Genomic DNA, 14,236 nt, shown 5'->3' with positions numbered 1-14,236 from the left:
ACATGCTGCGCGTCGGCTTCATCGGCCTCGGCGCCATGGGCCTTCCCATGGCGCTCAACCTCCATCGCGCCGGGCTGCTGGTCGGCGCCTGGAACCGCACCCGCGCCAGGGCGGAAGCCCTGGCGGCCGAGACCGGCGCCACGGCCGCGGCCAACCCCGCCGAACTCGCGGCGGGCTGCGACGTGCTGGTGACCTGCGTCTCCGCCGACGACGACCTGCTCGAGGTGATCGATGCCGTGGCGCCGGCCCTGCCGGCAGGCGCCGTGGTGGTGGACTGCTCGACCGTCGCCGCCGCCACCGCGCGCGCCGCCGCGGCCAAACTCGCGGCCGTCGGCGCGGGCTTTCTCGACTGCCCGGTGAGCGGCGGCACCGAGGGCGCCGCGGCCGGCACGCTGTCGATCATGGTCGGCGGCGACGAAACCCACCTGGCCGCGGCGCGCCCGGCGCTGGAAGCGATGGGCGGCAGTATCGTGCACCTGGGCCCGGTCGGCGCCGGCCAGGCCGCCAAGGCCACCAACCAGATCATGGTCGCCGGCATCAACCAGGCCGTCACCGAGGCCCTCGCCTTCGGCCGGGCCCAGGGCCTGCCGATGGACCGACTGATCACGGCGCTCGAACAGGGCGCGGCCGGCAACTGGTTCCTGTCGCGGCGCGGACCGACCATGATCCGGGGCGAGTATCCACTGGGCTTCAAGGTCGGGCTGCACGCCAAGGACCTGGAGATCTGCCGCCGCATGGCCGCCGAGCTGGGCGTGAAGCTGCCCGTGGTGGAGATGACGCTGCTGCACTACGCGCGGCTGCCCGCGCCCAGCGCCGACGAGGACATCTCCGCGCTTTTCCGCCTGAAATCGGATATGTTCGACGCCAGCGACGACTGAGTCGCGCCAGCGCGACCCCCATGGAGCCGCACGAGTCACGCCAGGCCCGCCCCAGCGACGGGCCCTTCCTGCCCGATTTCTGCTCCGCGCGAGTAGCGCTGGCGGTCGTGCTGCTGGCGCAGCTGGTGGCGATCCTGCTGGCGCTGGCCCGCTACGAATCGAGCGACCGGTTCTGGGACGCGCTCGGCCGCATTTCCCTGTTCCTGCTCTGGTGCACCCTGCTGTCGGCCGCGCTGCTGTGCTGGACGCGGCGGCTGTTCGCCGGGCGGGGACCCGTCGCCACCAGCACCGCGGCCCTGGCCATCGTGCTGCTGGCGGTGTCGCTGGTATCGGTCGGCGCCTGGTGGCTGGCCGGCAACTGGCAGGGCATGCCGGTGCTGCTCGGCGGCGAACCCGGGGCACTGTCCGAGTTCCTGCTCGCCAACCTGGCGATTGCGGCCATCTTCACGGGGCTGTTGCTGCGCTATTTCTGGGTCACCGCCCAGTGGCGGCGCCAGGTCCGCGAAGAAGCGCGTTCGCGCATCCGCGCGCTGCAGGCGCGCATGCGGCCGCATTTTTTGTTCAACAGCATGAACACCATCGCCGCGCTGACCCGCAGCGACCCGGCCCGGGCCGAAGAAGCGGTGGAAGACCTTGCCGACCTGTTCCGCGCCTCGCTGTCGGACGCCGCCAGCACCGTCACCCTGCGGGAGGAACTGGAGCTCTCGCGCACCTACCAGCGCGTCGAGCAGCACCGGCTCGGCGAGCGGCTCCAGGTCCGCTGGCGCCTCGAGGACCTGCCGACCCGCGCCCGCATTCCCGCCCTGTCGGTTCAGCCGCTGCTGGAGAACGCGATCTACCACGGCATCGAGCCCCGGCCGGGCGGCGGCACCGTAATCATCACCGGCCGCTGCGTCGATGGCATCGTCGAGCTGTCGATCGAGAATCCCCTGCCCGCCGGCGCAGGCGGCAACGGCGGGCCGCGCGAGGGCAACCGGATCGCACTCGACAACCTGCGCCAGCGTTTCGAGCTGGCCTGGGGCACGCGGGCCTCGGTAGAAGCCGGCCCGCAGGGAGAGAGTTACCGCGTGGTGCTGCGATTCCCGGCTGAGGAGCAGCCGTGAGGATCCTGCTGGTCGACGACGAGGCCCTGGCGCGTGATCGCCTGCGCGCGCTGCTGGCCAAGATGGGCGAGCACGAGGTCGTCGGCGAGGCGGACAGCGGCGAGACCTGCCTGAGCGAAGCAGTGGCGCTGCAGCCGGACGTGGTGCTGCTGGACATCCGGATGCCGGGGATGCAGGGACTCGAAGCCGCCCGGCACCTCGCCGCGCTCGAGGCCCCGCCGGCCGTGATCTTCGTCACCGCCTACGACGCCTTCGCCATCGAGGCCTTCGAGGCCCAGGCCGTCGGCTACCTGCTCAAGCCCGTGCGCCGCGAGCGCCTCGCAGCCGCGCTGGCCCGGGCCGCGCGGCTCACCCGGCCGCAGCTCGATGCGCTGGGCCCCGGCGCCGGCGCGCGCCGGCAACGCATCGCCGCCCGGCTCGGCGACGCGCTGCAACTGATCCCGGTTGATACAATTCGGTTTTTCCAGGCCGACCAGAAGTACGTGACGGTCTACCATGAGGCCGGCAGGGACCTGATCGACGAGTCCCTGAAGGACCTCGAGAGCGAGTTCGCGGACGATTTCGTGCGCATCCACCGTAACGCGCTGGTGGCGCTCCGGCACCTGGCGGCAATCGAACGGGGCGAGGGCGGCCAGCTGGTCGTGCGGATCGAGGGCGTCGCGGAACCATTGGCAGTCAGCCGCCGGCACGCGCCGGAGCTGCGCAGGAGGATACAGTCGGGATGAACAGGACCATCAGGATCGCGACTCGGGAGAGCCGGCTCGCCATGTGGCAGGCGGAGCACGTCGCCGCCGAACTGTGCCGCCACCATCCCGGCCTGACCGTGGAACTCGTGCCCATGACCACCAAGGGCGACCAGATCCTGGACACCACGCTGGCCAAGATCGGCGGCAAGGGCCTGTTCATCAAGGAACTCGAGACCGCGATGCTGGAAGGACGGGCCGATATCGCCGTGCACTCCATGAAGGATGTCCCGGCCGAGATGCCGGCCGGCTTCGGGATCGCCGCCGTGCTGGAACGCGAGGACCCGCGGGATGCGCTGGTGTCGGCCGACTACCTCAATATCGCCGACATCCCCGCCGGCGGCGTCGTCGGCACCTCGAGCCTGCGGCGGCAGGCCCAGCTTCGCCACGCCCGCCCCGATTTGGCGGTCGAGCCGGTGCGGGGCAATGTCGAGACGCGGCTGCGCAAGCTGGATCACGGCCACTTCGCCGCCATCCTGCTGGCGGCGGCCGGCCTCAAGCGGCTCGGCCTGGCCGAACGGATCGCCGGCTTCCTGCCCTGCGAGGTATCGCTGCCGGCCGTGGGCCAGGGCGCCGTCGGCATCGAAGCGCTGGACAGCAACGCGGAGGTGGCGACCCTGGTGGCCGCGCTCGAGCACCCGGACACGCGCCGGTGCGTCGACGCGGAGCGGGCCTTTGCCGGGGGGCTGGGCGCGAGCTGCGAATCGCCGGTGGCCGGGTTCGCCGTGATCGAGGGCGATGAGCTGTGGCTGCGCGGCCTGGTCGCGACGCATGACGGCGCCTCCGTCCTGCGCGGGGAGCGGCGCGGCCCGGCGAGCGAGGCCGCGGCCATCGGCGCGGCGCTGGCGCAGGACCTCTTCGACCGCGGAGCGGCAGCGCTGCTCCAGGACCGCTGAGCGGATGACGGCGACCAGCCTCCGCGGCGTGACAGTGCTGGTCACCCGGCCCCAGGGGCTGGGCGAGGACCTCGTGCAGGCGATCGAGTCGCGGGGCGGCGAGGCCATCCTCATGCCCAGCATCAATATCCAGCCGGTCCAGCCCGACACCTCCGAGCTGGCCGAGCTGTCTACCGTGCCGGCCGGCGGCCTGGTGGTCTTCACCAGCCGCAATGCCGTCGCCTGGGGCGCCCGGTACCTGCCGCAGCCGCGCCCGCGCATCGCGGCCATCGGGCCCTCCACCGCCAAGGCCCTGGCCGAGCTCGGGCTGCAGCCGGACGTGCGCCCGGCCGGATTCACGTCCGAAGACCTGCTGGCGCAGCCCGAGCTGGAGAATCTCGCCGGCGTCCGGGTCTTCATCATCCGCGGCGAGGGGGGGCGCGAGGCCCTGGCGGCGGGGCTGAAGGAGCGCGGCGCTCGGGTGCGCTTCCTCGACGTCTACCGGCGGGCGCAGGCCACGCTGGACCCGGACCGCCGCCAGATCATCCTCGACCGCTGGGCCGGGGGCGAGATCCACGTTTTCACCGCCACCAGCGGCGACGTGTTCCACAACCTGTGCGGCATGCTGGGACGCGAGGGCGAGGCATTGATCCGGCGGACGCCGCTGGTGACCGTGAGCGAGCGTGTGTTACAAATTGCGACAGAGTGGGGCCACGACGCCGACCGGATCCTGGCGGACGGGCCCGACGACCACAGCCTCGCCGAGGCCATCGCCCGCTGGCATGCGGCCCTGGCGACAGACCGGACGGGAGCGAAGGAATGAACGATTCCCGGACTGACGAACCCAGGGACGACGCCATCGGCTCGAAAGCGCCCGACACCGAGAGTGCCGAGAGCAGCGCCCCGGCCGAACCCGGCCCCGAAGCCGCCGAGGCCCCCGAATCTTCCCCCCTGCTGGGCGACACGACGGCCCCCCCACCTCCGCCCCCGCCCCGCGATCCGCGGCCCGAAACCGGCCGCAGCGAACGGCGCGGCGGCGGCGTGGCGCTGCTGGCATTGCTGGTCGCACTGGCGGCGGCCGGCGGCGCCGGTTACCTCTACTGGCTGCAACAAGAGGCGCAGACCGCAAGGGCGGCGGCTGCTACGCGCGCAGCCGAGACTGCCGGCGAGCTGGCGGAGCTTCGCGCCGAAGAAGATGCGTTGCGTCGTCGGCTCGCCGCCCTGGAGGACGCCCAGGCGGAGCGCGGCCGGGCCGTCGCGACCCTGGAACAGCAGGTGCAACGACAGGTGGCGGCGGTCCGCGAGCGCCTCGAATCACTGGCGCAGGTGGACGCCGGCCCGGCGCGCGCCCCCTCGCTGGCGGAACTGGAGTACCTGCTGCTGCTGGCGGACCGGGAGCTGCACCTGGCGGACAACCCGCGCATCGCGCTGGCGGCGCTGCGCGAAGCCGACCGGCGTATCGCCCGCATGGACGAGCCGGCGCTGGCCGAGGTGCGGGCGGCCGTCAACGACGAAATCGCGGCGGTCGAGGCCGTCGCGGGGATCGACCATGCCGGCATCGCCATGCGCCTTGCCAGCCTGGCCGATCGTATCGAGGGCCTGCCGCTGCGGGGCAGCCTGGCGCCGCCGCCCGTCGACGGCGCGCCGGGCGACGAGATTGCGGCCAGCGGGTGGGAACGGTTCGTGGCCCGGGTGCGCGGCGCCGCTGCCGGGTTGTTCAGGGTCCGGCGCAGCGACCAGCCCGCGGCGCCCCTGCTGGCCCCGGACGAGTCGTTCTTTCTCTACCGCAACGTCGAACTCGACCTGAAGAGCGCCCGGCTCGCCGTGCTGGCGGGCGACAGCGCCAACTATGCGGCCGGGCTGGCGAGCGCCCGGGCTGCGCTGGTCGAGTACTTCGAGGCCGGCGACCCGGCGGTGGCTGCCGTGCTCGCTGCCGTCGAAGAGCTGCAGCAGCGCGATATCGAGCCGCAGTGGCCGGAGATCTCTCGCTCGCTGGCGCTGCTGCGCGGCGTGGGGACCGGAAACTAGATGCGCTGGGGCATCCTCCTGCTGGTGGCGCTCGCCCTCGGGGCGATTAGCGCGCACTGGCTGCTCGGGGACCAGGGTTACGTGCTGATCGACATCCGCGGCTGGACCGTGGAAACCTCCGTGCCGGGACTGGTGATCGCACTGCTCCTGCTTTACGCGGCCGTGCGGCTGGTCATCTGGCTCGTCCGCGCCCCGCGGCGCATGGGCGAGGCCGTCGGCGAGTACCGTGCCCGCCGGACCCAGCGCCACCTGGACCAGGCTTTCGCTGCCATCGCCGAAGGCCAGTGGAGCCGCGGCGAGCGGCTGCTCGGGCGCGCCGCGCGCGGGCCTGCGTCCCTGGCCGGCTACCTCTCCGCCGCGCGGGCGGCCCAGCACCAGGCGGCGGTGGACCGGCGCGACGAGTGGCTGCGGCTGGCTTACGAGGCCGACCCGGCCGCCACGCCCGCGGTGCTGCTGACGCAGGCGGAGCTGCAGCTGGACAGCGGCCAGCTGGAAGAAGCGCTGGCGACGCTGCAGCGGCTCGAGCAGACCAGCCCGGCCCACCCGCGCGGCTTGACGCTCCAGGCGCGCGCGCTGGAACAGCTGCGCGACTGGCAGGGGCTGGAGGCCCTGCTGCCGCGCCTGCGCAGCGCGAAAGTGCTCGACGACGAGGCCCTGCAACAGCTCGAGGTCCGCGCCGCCCGCGCGGCCCTGGAGAAGGCGGGCGATGCGGCCGCGCTGGAAGCCGCATGGAAAAGCCGCGCGCGCCGGCTGCGCCAGCGACCGGAGCTCATCGAGGCCTATGCCCGCCGCGCGGCGCAGCTCGGGCTCGCCGGAGAGGCAGAGGCCGTGCTGCGCAAGGCTTTGAAATCCGAGTGGGCGCCGCAGCTGGTAGGGCTTTACGGCCGCCTCGAGACCAAGGACCCGGCGGCCCAGCTGGCGGTTCTGGAGAAGTGGCTCACCCAGCGGCCCGAGGATGCCGAGCTGCTGCTGGCCTGCGGGCGGCTGTGCCTGAAGAACGAGCTGTGGGGCAAGGCGCGCAGCTATCTCGAGACCAGCCTCGCAATCCGGCCGCGGCCGGAAACCTGGCGCATCTATGGCGAGCTGCTGGTGCAGCTGGGCGAGTCCGGTGCCGCCTCCGAGGCGTTTCGCAAGGGCCTGGCCGCGGCCGCCGGCGACACGCCCGCGCTGGCCGCGCCCCGATCCGCCGCTGGCTGAGGCGGCGGCGTTCAGTCCGCCGGGCTGGAGAACTCGAAAGAATCGAAGAACAGCCGTCCCTGGGGCAATCCGCGGGCCGGGAACAGCTCCTGGATCACGGCGATCATCGGCGGCGGACCGGCCGCGTAGACGTCCACGCCGGCCAGCGAGGGGTAATCTTCCAGCACCGCCTGGTGCACCCAGCCGGTCCGCCCCGTCCACGCATCCTCCGGCAAGGCCTCGGACATCACCGGGATGAACTCCAGCCAGTCGTGCTCCGCCGCCCACTGCGCCACGAGGTCCCCTTCGTAGAGGTCCCGCGGCCGGCGCACGCCCCAGTAGAGCCGGACCGGCTGCACCGCCCCGGCATGGCGCAGGTGCGCCAGCATCGACTTGATGGGCGCGAAGCCCGTACCTCCCGCCACCATCACCAGCGGGCGCCCGCTGTCCTCGCGCAGCCAGAACCCGCCCAGCGGCCCCTCGAGCCGCAGCAGCGAGCGGGCGTCGATCTCCTCGAACACCTGGGTCGTGAACTCGCCGCCCGCGACACGACGGACGTGGAACTCGAGCCGTTCAGGCTGGTGCGGCGGGCTGGCGATGGAATAGCTGCGCCGGCGCCCGCCATGCAGCAGGAAGTCGACGTATTGGCCGGGCAGGAAGACGAAGGGGTCGAGCGCCGGGAGCTTCACCGCCATCCGCACGACGTCGTGGCACAGGCGCTCGTGCTTCTCGACCCGGCAGGGCAGCCGGCGGATGCGCACCTCCTCCGGCACTTCGAGGGCCCGCGCCTCCAGCTCGAGATCGCTGCAGGCGCGCGCCTGGCACAACAGCGCGCGCCCGGCCGCCACCTCGTCGGCGGTGATGCCGGGCGGCAGGCCGTTGGGGTAGCGCAGCTCGCCCCTGAGCACTCGCGCCTCGCATGCACCGCAGCTGCCGCCCCGGCAGCTGTGCGGCAGGTGCAAGCCGGCCCGCAGCCCCGCGGCGAGCACGGACTCCTCGTCGAGAACCTCGAAGGTTTCGCCGCCTGGCTGTAATCTGACGCGATGAGTCATGCAGAACTTCCCGCGGCCGCTCCCGCCGGCCTGACCGTGGTGGGCTGCGGCTACACCGGCCGCCGCCTGTGGCAAATCTGTCGGGCCCGGGACCGCGACTTCGTCGGCACGGCGAGCTCGGATGAAAGCCTCGCCGGCCTGCGCGCGCTCGGGATTCCCGCCGTGCGGCTCGATCTCGATCGCGCCGACGCCCGACTGGCGCCGGAGCAGTGCCGGGACCGGGCGGTGGTCTACATGGCGCCACCACCCGACACGGCCGACACGGATCCCCGGCTGCGTGCTTTCCTTGCCGGCCTGCCGGCTTTGCCGCGGGTTCTAGTCTACCTCAGCACCACCGGGGTCTACGGCGACACCGGCGGCGCAGTGGTGGACGAAGAGACGTCGCCGGCGCCGGGTTCAATCCGGGGCCGGCGCCGGCTCGACGCCGAGCAGGCGCTGCTGGCCTGGGCCGGGGAACGCGGGGTGCCGCTGCGCATCCTGCGCGTCCCCGGCATCTATGGCCCCGGCCGCCTGCCACTGGAGCGGATCCGGCAGGGGGCGCCCATCGTGCGGACTGGCGACGCCGGGCCGGGCAACCGGATTCATGTCGATGATCTCGCCGCCGCCTGCCTGGCGGCCGCCGATTACCAGGGGCTGTGCCGGGTGTTCAACGTGGGCGACGGCAACCATGCCAGCACGACCGAGTACTGCCGTGCGGTGGCGGCAGCGGCCGGCCTGCCCCCGCCTCCGGAGGTGCCCCTGGAAGAGCTGCTCGCGATGGTATCCCCGGCCATGCGCGGGTTCCTGGTTGAGAGCCGGCGGGTGGATACGAGCCGGATGCGGACGGAACTGGGTTTCACCCCGCGCTACGATTCGCTCGAGGCCGGCATCGCCGCCAGCCTAGGGACCGGTCCTTGGGACAGTCCCCAGCTGTGAAATACGGTATACAATCCACAGTATTTCCAAGCTGAAGGAGCGCTCCCATGGCTATCCAGCGTTCGAACCTGCGTGACCAGGTCCGCGAGGAGCTGCTCGACTGGCTGGCCGATGGCCGCCTGCCGCCCGGGCAGCGGCTCGAAGAGGAGCGGATCAGCCGGGCGCTCGGCGTCAGCCGCACGCCGCTGCGCGAGGCCCTCACCAGCCTGGCCAGTGACGGCCTGGTGGAAGCGATCCCCCGCCGCGGCTTCCGGGTCCCCAAGCTGTCGGCCGAGCGGGTGCGGAACCTCCACCCCGTCGTCGGCGCGCTCGAGGGACTGGCGGTGCGCCTCAGCGGGCCCCAGGCCCCACAACTCGCGTCACAGCTCGAGGCCCTCAATGAGCGGCTGGGCTCGGTCCATCTCAGCCCCATGCAGCGTGCCGACCTGGACCGGCGCTGGCACCAGACCCTGGTGAGCCGGAATCCGAACCGGGAACTGGGGCAGCTGCTGGAGCGGGTGCGTGCCCGCCTGCGCCCCTACGCCGGCAGCTGGGAGCGCAGCGCCCGGGACGTCGAGCAGGCGCGCAGCGAGCACGCGGAAATCGCGCGCCTGCTGGCGCGGGGCGAAGTGGACCAGGCAGCCGAAGCTGTCCTGCGCCACTGGGTCGGCGGCATCCGGGTCGTCACCGCCTGGATCCAGGGCGGCCACGCCGCCTAGTCCGCCGCGCCGGCCGCCCGGAGACGGTCAGGGACGGCTGGCGGCGCTGTCGAGCCAGTCCGTCAGCGGCGCCCACTGCTCCCAGTCCTGCCAGGCGAGGTATGGCGGCAGTTCGAACACGCCGAGGCCGCGGGCGTAAGCGCGCACGTAATTCTGGGCATCACGCAGCGTCGCGACGTAGGGCACGCCCAGCTTGCGCAGGAAGGCGTCCAGCTCGTCGAAGCTCACCGTGTGTTCCTTGATGCGATTGGCGATCACCGCAATCTTCGCCTGCTGGCGTGCCACGCGACCCACTTCCAGCAGCTCGGTGATGAAGTTGGCGGCGGCCCGCATGTCGATGGCCGACGGCAGCACCGGCACCAGCACCGTCTCGGCCCGCCGGACCAGTTCGTTCAGCTCCCGGCCATGGGCCCGCGCCGGGGCGTCGATCACCACTACGTCGGCGCTGCGCGGCACGCCGCGCAGCCCGTCCTCGAAGCCCGCCACGGCCGTGATCGGCGGAGCATCCGCCGGCCGCAGCCCGGCCCAGTCGAGGCTCGAGCGCTGGGGGTCGAAGTCCGCCAGCGCGACCGGCCGGCCGCGCGTGGCGTACCAGCTCGCGAGATTGGTGGCGACGGTGCTCTTGCCGCAACCGCCCTTCGGATTCATTACCAGGATATGCCGCATGAACCTCTCCCTGCGTCTGTGGGCGGCCGCAAGCGTACCACCAGCGGCCCGGATTATGTTTACTTCAGTCGATACCCAGCTCGGGCCAGAGCGCATCGATCCGGGCCTTGACCTCGGGGTCCATGCTGATCGGCCGGCCCCATTCCCGCTGCGTCTCGCCCGGCCACTTGTTGGTGGCGTCGAAGCCGATCTTGGAGCCCAGCCCGGACACCGGCGAGGCGAAGTCCAGGTAGTCGATCGGCGTGTTCTCGATGATCACCGTGTCGCGCGCCGGGTCCATGCGCGTGGTCATGGCCCAGATCACGTCCTGCCAGTTGCGCACGTCGACGTCGTCGTCCGTGACCACCACGAACTTGGTGTACATGAACTGGCGCAGGAAGGACCAGATGCCGAGCATCACGCGCTTGGCGTGGCCCGGGTACTGCTTTTTCATGCTCACCACCGCCATGCGGTAGGAGCAGCCCTCGGGCGGCAGGTAGAAGTCCACGATTTCCGGGAACTGCTTCTGCAGGATCGGCACGAACACCTCGTTCAGTGCCACGCCGAGCACGGCCGGCTCGTCCGGCGGCCGGCCCGTGTAGGTGCTGTGGTAGATCGGGTTGTCGCGCCAGCTGATGCGGTCCACGGTGAAGACCGGGAACTCGTCCACCTCGTTGTAGTAGCCGGTGTGGTCGCCGAACGGCCCCTCGGGCGCGGTGTCGCCGGGATGGAGATGACCCTCCAGCACGATCTCGGCGCTGGCCGGCACTTCGAGATCGGCGTGCGAGCACTTCACCACCTCGGTCCGCCCGCCGCGCAGCAGTCCGGCAAAGGCGTACTCCGAAAGGGTATCCGGCACCGGCGTCACCGCTCCGAGGATGGTCGCCGGGTCCGCGCCCAGCGCCACCGCCAGCGGGAACGGCTGCCCGGGATGTTTTTGCTGCCAGTCGCGGAAGTCCAGCGCGCCGCCCCGGTGCGACAACCAGCGCATGATGAGCCTGTTCCTGCCGATCAGCTGCTGGCGGTAGATGCCGAGGTTCTGGCGCGGTCGTTCCGGCCCGCGCGTGACGACCAGCCCCCAGGTCAGCAGCGGGCCCGCGTCGCCGGGCCAGCAGGTCTGGATCGGCAGCTTCTCCAGGTCCACGTCCGGACCCGCGACGAAGTTCTGCTGGCAGGCCGCCGAGCGCACCGTCTTCGGCGCCATGTTCAGCACCTGGCGGAAGATCGGCAGCTTCTCCCAGGCGTCGCGCATGCCCTTGGGCGGGTCGGGCTCCTTGAGGAAGGCCAGCAGCCTGCCGACCTCGCGCAGCGCCTCGACCGAGTCCTGCCCCATGCCCAGCGCCACGCGCCGCGGCGTGCCGAAGAGATTACCGAGTACCGGCATGTCGAAGCCCCTGGGCTGCTCGAACAGCAGCGCCGGACCGCCGCGCTTCAGGGTGCGGTCGCAGATCTCGGTCATCTCCAGTACCGGGCTCACCGGCGCGCGGATGCGCTTGAGTTCGCCCTGCTCCTCGAGCAGGCGCATGAAGTCCCTGAGGTCGGTATATTTCATCCCAGCACCCTGGTTGCGGCGCGCCCACTATAATTGCGCCCCAGTCATGAGCCAAACAGCCGCCAGCGCCGCTCCGCCTCGCCTGCACTTCCACAAGATGGCGGGCGCCGGCAACGACTTCGTGGTCGTCGACGCCCGCGGCGCGCCCTTTGTTCCCGACGCCGCGCTGGCGCGGCGGCTCGCCGACCGGCGCGAGGGCATCGGTTGCGACCAGCTGCTGGTCATCGGGCCCGCCCCGGACGCCGACACCGCCTTCAGTTACCGCATCTGGAACGCCGACGGCGGCGAGGTCGAGCAGTGCGGCAACGGCGCGCGCTGCCTGGCCTTGCTGTGGGGAACAGAGCTGGCGCCCGGCAGCACCTCGTTCCGCATGCACAGCGCCGGCGGGCAGGTCGAGGCCTGCGTGCGCGGCGGCGAGGCCGCCGTGGCCATGGGCGTGCCCGACTTCGCTCCCGCCGCCATCCCGCTGGCGGCCCGCGCCGAGGCGCCCCGTTACGTGCTCCGGGCTGCCGGGCGCCAGGTCGAGGTCGGGGCCGTGTCCATGGGCAATCCACACGCCGTGCTGGTACTGGACGAGCTGGGCCTCGGCCCCGCCGCCACTGCGCCCGTCGCGGAGCTCGGGCCGGCGCTCGAGACGCACCCGGATTTTCCGCGCCGCGTGAATGTCGGCTTTGCCGAGCTTCGCGACCGGGGACATGTCAGCCTGCGGGTCTGGGAGCGCGGCTGCGGCGAGACGCAGGCCTGCGGCACGGGCGCCTGCGCCGCCGTGGCGGTACTGCGGGACGCGGGCAGGGTAGACTCCCGGGTGAGCGTCGACCTGCCGGGGGGACGACTGGTCGTCGAGTGGCAGGGGCGCGGACAACCAGTCTGGCTCAGCGGGCCGTCCAGGAAAGTGTTCGAAGGAAGCATCGAATTGTGAGCAGCACAGAGCACAGCGGCGAAGCCGCCACTGCGGGCGACGACCAGGGCGTCGCGGACTACCTGTCGGAGAATCCCGACTTCTTCGAGCGCCATGCCGGCCTGCTGGAGCAGTTGCGCCTGCCCCATCACAGCGGCGCCGCCACGGTTTCGCTGGTCGAGCGCCAGGTCAGCGTGCTGCAGGACAAGAACCGGGGCCTGGAGCGGCGCCTGCGCGAACTGGTGCAGGTGGCGCGCGACAATTCGACGCTCTCGGACAAGATCCACGCCCTGGCCATCCGCCTGCTCCGGGCCGGCGACCAGGCAGCCGTGCTCGCGGCCCTGGAGGCCGGGCTGCGCGAGGACTTCGGCGCGCACGAGGCCGTGGTGGTCCTGTTCTACGGCAGCGACGAGCCGCTGCCGCCGGAGGGGGGCCGCTTCCTGCGCCATGCCCGCCGTGGCAGCAGTGAGCTGCTCGCTTTCGGCACCTTCATGCAGCAGGCCAAGCCCCGCTGCGGCCGCATCCGCGACGTGCAGCGCGATTTCCTCTTCCCCGGCGAAAGCGCCGTCATCGCCTCGGTCGCCATGGTGCCGCTGGGCGCGGGCTGCGAGCTGGGCATGCTGGCGATCGGCAGCAGCGACCCGCATCGCTTCAATCCGACCATGAGCACCGACTTCCTGGCGCGGATCGGCGACCTGGCCTCCGCCGCGCTGGCCGCCGTCCGCCAGCGGCAGTCGCGGGCTGCCGGCGGCGCATGACGACAGCGGGCCCCGAGCGGCTCTGGCTGGAGCGGTGGCTCGACCACCTGCGCTACGAGCGCCGCCTGTCGGCGCTGACGGTGAAGAACTACCATCGCGATATCGAGGCCCTCTACACCTTCCTCTGCAACGCCGAGGTGCCGGGCTGGGCCGAGGTCGACAGCGGCCACGTGCGCTCCTTCGCGGCCCGGCTGCACCGGCGCGGCCAGGCCCCGCGCAGCATCCAGCGCCGGCTGGCAGCGGTACGCAACCTGTTTGCCTTCCTGCTGCGCGAAGGGGTGGTGGACGCCAACCCGGGAGCGGACGTCACCGCGCCCAAGGCCCCGCGGCGGCTGCCCGCCACGCTGGATGCCGACGCCATGGGACGGCTGCTGGACATCCGTGGCGACCACCCGATCGCCACGCGCGACCGGGCGATCATGGAACTGCTGTATTCCTCCGGTCTCCGGCTGGCGGAACTGGCGACCCTCGAAGCCACCTCGATCGACCTCGAGGAGGGCACCGTGCGGGTCACCGGCAAGGGCGCCAAGACCCGCATCGTGCCGGTCGGCACCAAGGCCCGCGCGGCCCTGCGCGACTGGCTCAAAGTCCGGCCGCAACTCGAGAAGGAGCCGACCAGCGCGCTGTTCATCAGCCGCATCGGCCGCCCGCTATCGACACGGAATATCCAGGCCCGGGTCGAATACTGGGCCCGGCGCCTCGGCCTCCCCCAGGGCGTCAGCCCGCACACCTTCCGCCACTCCTTCGCCACCCACCTGCTGGAGTCCAGCGGCGACCTGCGCGCGGTGCAGGAGTTGCTCGGCCACGCCGACATCAGCACCACCCAGATCTACACCCATCTTGATTTCCAGCATTTAGCCCGCATCTATGACCAGGCGCACCCGCGGGCGCGCAAGCGCCGCTGAGGCGCCGACC

15 protein-coding genes are annotated in these 14,236 nt (G+C 72.0%); 12 read left to right on the top strand and 3 right to left on the bottom strand.

The features are described from left to right. The first annotated feature begins 2 nt into the window (after positions 1–2). The 7 genes from G6N75_RS05125 to G6N75_RS05095 are packed head-to-tail and all read left to right on the top strand — an operon-like array spanning position 3 to position 6,824. Entirely contained in the window at positions 3–878 is an 876-nt protein-coding gene (locus G6N75_RS05125) for an NAD(P)-dependent oxidoreductase (protein WP_165347266.1), read from the top strand. A gap of 20 nt (positions 879–898) precedes the next feature. Further along, the gene (locus G6N75_RS05120) at positions 899–1,981 is read left to right on the top strand and encodes a histidine kinase (RefSeq protein ID WP_240900949.1); all 1,083 of its coding nucleotides are present in this window, start codon (positions 899–901) and stop codon (positions 1,979–1,981) included. After that, on the top strand, positions 1,978–2,706 hold the full coding sequence (locus tag G6N75_RS05115; protein WP_165347264.1) for a LytTR family DNA-binding domain-containing protein: 729 nt from the start codon (positions 1,978–1,980) through the stop codon (positions 2,704–2,706). Before G6N75_RS05120 ends, G6N75_RS05115 begins: the two co-directional genes overlap by 4 nt. Further along, positions 2,703–3,620: a hydroxymethylbilane synthase gene (hemC, locus tag G6N75_RS05110; protein WP_165347262.1), complete on the top strand. Its 918-nt coding sequence runs from the start codon at positions 2,703–2,705 to the stop codon at positions 3,618–3,620. Before G6N75_RS05115 ends, hemC begins: the two co-directional genes overlap by 4 nt. Positions 3,621–3,624: 4 nt before the next feature. Beyond that, complete coding sequence (locus tag G6N75_RS05105) at positions 3,625–4,422, top strand: uroporphyrinogen-III synthase (RefSeq protein ID WP_165347260.1); 798 nt, start codon at positions 3,625–3,627, stop codon at positions 4,420–4,422. Beyond that, positions 4,419–5,627 (top strand): uroporphyrinogen-III C-methyltransferase, encoded by a 1,209-nt coding sequence (locus G6N75_RS05100; RefSeq protein ID WP_165347258.1) that lies wholly within the window; start codon positions 4,419–4,421, stop codon positions 5,625–5,627. The genes G6N75_RS05105 and G6N75_RS05100 overlap by 4 nt, the downstream gene beginning before the upstream one ends. Then, a complete protein-coding gene (locus tag G6N75_RS05095; protein ID WP_165347256.1) occupies positions 5,628–6,824 on the top strand; it encodes a heme biosynthesis HemY N-terminal domain-containing protein in 1,197 nt (398 codons plus the stop codon). It begins immediately after the preceding gene. Between the two features lie 11 nt (positions 6,825–6,835). Here G6N75_RS05095 and G6N75_RS05090 read toward each other — a convergent pair whose 3' ends face one another. Further along, on the bottom strand, positions 6,836–7,855 hold the full coding sequence (locus tag G6N75_RS05090; RefSeq protein WP_165347254.1) for a CDP-6-deoxy-delta-3,4-glucoseen reductase: 1,020 nt from the start codon (positions 7,853–7,855) through the stop codon (positions 6,836–6,838). On the opposite strand from G6N75_RS05090, the gene G6N75_RS05085 reads away from it, so the two are divergent. Together G6N75_RS05085 and G6N75_RS05080 are read left to right on the top strand one after the other, a co-directional pair. Beyond that, positions 7,847–8,770: an NAD-dependent epimerase/dehydratase family protein gene (locus G6N75_RS05085; protein ID WP_165347252.1), complete on the top strand. Its 924-nt coding sequence runs from the start codon at positions 7,847–7,849 to the stop codon at positions 8,768–8,770. The genes G6N75_RS05090 and G6N75_RS05085 overlap by 9 nt on opposite strands. A 47-nt stretch (positions 8,771–8,817) precedes the next feature. Then, positions 8,818–9,468, top strand: coding sequence for a GntR family transcriptional regulator (locus tag G6N75_RS05080; protein WP_165347250.1), 651 nt, complete (start codon positions 8,818–8,820; stop codon positions 9,466–9,468). A gap of 27 nt (positions 9,469–9,495) precedes the next feature. On the opposite strand, the gene G6N75_RS05075 is transcribed toward G6N75_RS05080, so the two are convergent. Beyond that, positions 9,496–10,134, bottom strand: a complete 639-nt coding sequence (locus tag G6N75_RS05075) for a ParA family protein (RefSeq protein WP_165347248.1) — start codon at positions 10,132–10,134, stop codon at positions 9,496–9,498. Positions 10,135–10,198: 64 nt separating this feature from the next. Beyond that, the gene (gene ubiD, locus G6N75_RS05070; RefSeq protein WP_165347246.1) at positions 10,199–11,665 is read right to left on the bottom strand and encodes a 4-hydroxy-3-polyprenylbenzoate decarboxylase; all 1,467 of its coding nucleotides are present in this window, start codon (positions 11,663–11,665) and stop codon (positions 10,199–10,201) included. 46 nt (positions 11,666–11,711) lie between these two features. On the opposite strand from ubiD, the gene dapF reads away from it, so the two are divergent. From dapF to xerC, 3 genes are read left to right on the top strand one after another with little or no spacing between them, the layout of a single operon-like run. Further along, a complete protein-coding gene (gene dapF / locus G6N75_RS05065) occupies positions 11,712–12,584 on the top strand; it encodes a diaminopimelate epimerase (protein ID WP_165347243.1) in 873 nt (290 codons plus the stop codon). Beyond that, positions 12,581–13,321 carry a DUF484 family protein gene (locus G6N75_RS05060; RefSeq protein WP_165347241.1) on the top strand — a complete coding sequence of 247 codons (741 nt, stop codon included), beginning with the start codon at positions 12,581–12,583 and terminating at the stop codon, positions 13,319–13,321. Before dapF ends, G6N75_RS05060 begins: the two co-directional genes overlap by 4 nt. Beyond that, positions 13,318–14,226 (top strand): tyrosine recombinase XerC, encoded by a 909-nt coding sequence (gene xerC / locus G6N75_RS05055; RefSeq protein ID WP_165347239.1) that lies wholly within the window; start codon positions 13,318–13,320, stop codon positions 14,224–14,226. The genes G6N75_RS05060 and xerC overlap by 4 nt, the downstream gene beginning before the upstream one ends. Positions 14,227–14,236: the final 10 nt, after the last annotated feature.

It is taken from the genome of Thioalkalivibrio sp. XN8 (assembly GCF_011058255.1).
In the GTDB taxonomy this organism is placed as follows: Bacteria; Pseudomonadota; Gammaproteobacteria; order Steroidobacterales; family XN24; genus XN24.
The sequence above is the reverse complement of the archived record's forward strand: the minus strand, read 5'-3'. Positions and strand labels throughout refer to the sequence as shown.

Excerpts from the sequence above, each read along its gene's own strand:
- G6N75_RS05105 (WP_165347260.1), top strand. The coding sequence starts at position 3,625 with ATGACGGCGACCAGCCTCCGCGGCGTGACAGTGCTGGTCACCCGGCCC.
- G6N75_RS05125 (WP_165347266.1), top strand. The coding sequence starts at position 3 with ATGCTGCGCGTCGGCTTCATCGGCCTCGGCGCCATGGGCCTTCCCATG.
- G6N75_RS05085 (WP_165347252.1), top strand. The coding sequence starts at position 7,847 with ATGAGTCATGCAGAACTTCCCGCGGCCGCTCCCGCCGGCCTGACCGTG.
- xerC (WP_165347239.1), top strand. The coding sequence starts at position 13,318 with ATGACGACAGCGGGCCCCGAGCGGCTCTGGCTGGAGCGGTGGCTCGAC.
- G6N75_RS05100 (WP_165347258.1), top strand. The coding sequence starts at position 4,419 with ATGAACGATTCCCGGACTGACGAACCCAGGGACGACGCCATCGGCTCG.
- hemC (WP_165347262.1), top strand. The coding sequence starts at position 2,703 with ATGAACAGGACCATCAGGATCGCGACTCGGGAGAGCCGGCTCGCCATG.
- G6N75_RS05080 (WP_165347250.1), top strand. The coding sequence starts at position 8,818 with ATGGCTATCCAGCGTTCGAACCTGCGTGACCAGGTCCGCGAGGAGCTG.
- G6N75_RS05075 (WP_165347248.1), bottom strand. The coding sequence starts at position 10,134 with ATGCGGCATATCCTGGTAATGAATCCGAAGGGCGGTTGCGGCAAGAGC.
- dapF (WP_165347243.1), top strand. The coding sequence starts at position 11,712 with ATGAGCCAAACAGCCGCCAGCGCCGCTCCGCCTCGCCTGCACTTCCAC.
- G6N75_RS05095 (WP_165347256.1), top strand. The coding sequence starts at position 5,628 with ATGCGCTGGGGCATCCTCCTGCTGGTGGCGCTCGCCCTCGGGGCGATT.
- ubiD (WP_165347246.1), bottom strand. The coding sequence starts at position 11,665 with ATGAAATATACCGACCTCAGGGACTTCATGCGCCTGCTCGAGGAGCAG.
- G6N75_RS05090 (WP_165347254.1), bottom strand. The coding sequence starts at position 7,855 with ATGACTCATCGCGTCAGATTACAGCCAGGCGGCGAAACCTTCGAGGTT.
- G6N75_RS05120 (WP_240900949.1), top strand. The coding sequence starts at position 899 with ATGGAGCCGCACGAGTCACGCCAGGCCCGCCCCAGCGACGGGCCCTTC.